The sequence below is a fragment of the Treponema sp. R6D11 genome (assembly GCF_054786075.1).
The window spans coordinates 1-355 of the sequence record NZ_BDHD01001220.1 but is presented as its reverse complement, the minus strand read 5'-3'; the positions used below and the strand labels follow the sequence as shown (position 1 = coordinate 355).

At 40.6% G+C, this 355-nt stretch carries 1 protein-coding gene; it reads right to left on the bottom strand.

Annotation, left to right across the window (positions count from 1 at the left end):
- A partial coding sequence (locus ACYVTD_RS18185) for a DNA topoisomerase (RefSeq protein WP_461249007.1) occupies positions 1-355 on the bottom strand: 355 nt, incomplete at both ends.

Genomic DNA, 355 nt, shown 5'->3' with positions numbered 1-355 from the left:
CTCCCATACCTGCCAAGCTTATAAACCATCATTTTGCCGCATTTGTCGCAAACAACATCAGAAACTTCGTCTTTAATCTCAATTTTCGAAAGCTCATCCTCCGCCTTTGTTAACGCTGTTTTAAAGTCAGGATAAAAATCTCTTAAAATTTCTTTCCAGTTTTTATTCTCTTCGGCAACCTTATCAAGCTCATCCTCCATCGACGCGGTAAACCCAACATCTAATATCTTTTGGAAGTATTCTTCCATAACCTCAGTAACTAAAATACCAAGCTCGTTTGGAGACAACGTCTTGCCCGAGCGAGAAACATACCCACGAGCAATAATCGTCGCTATAGTTGGAGCATATGTGGAAG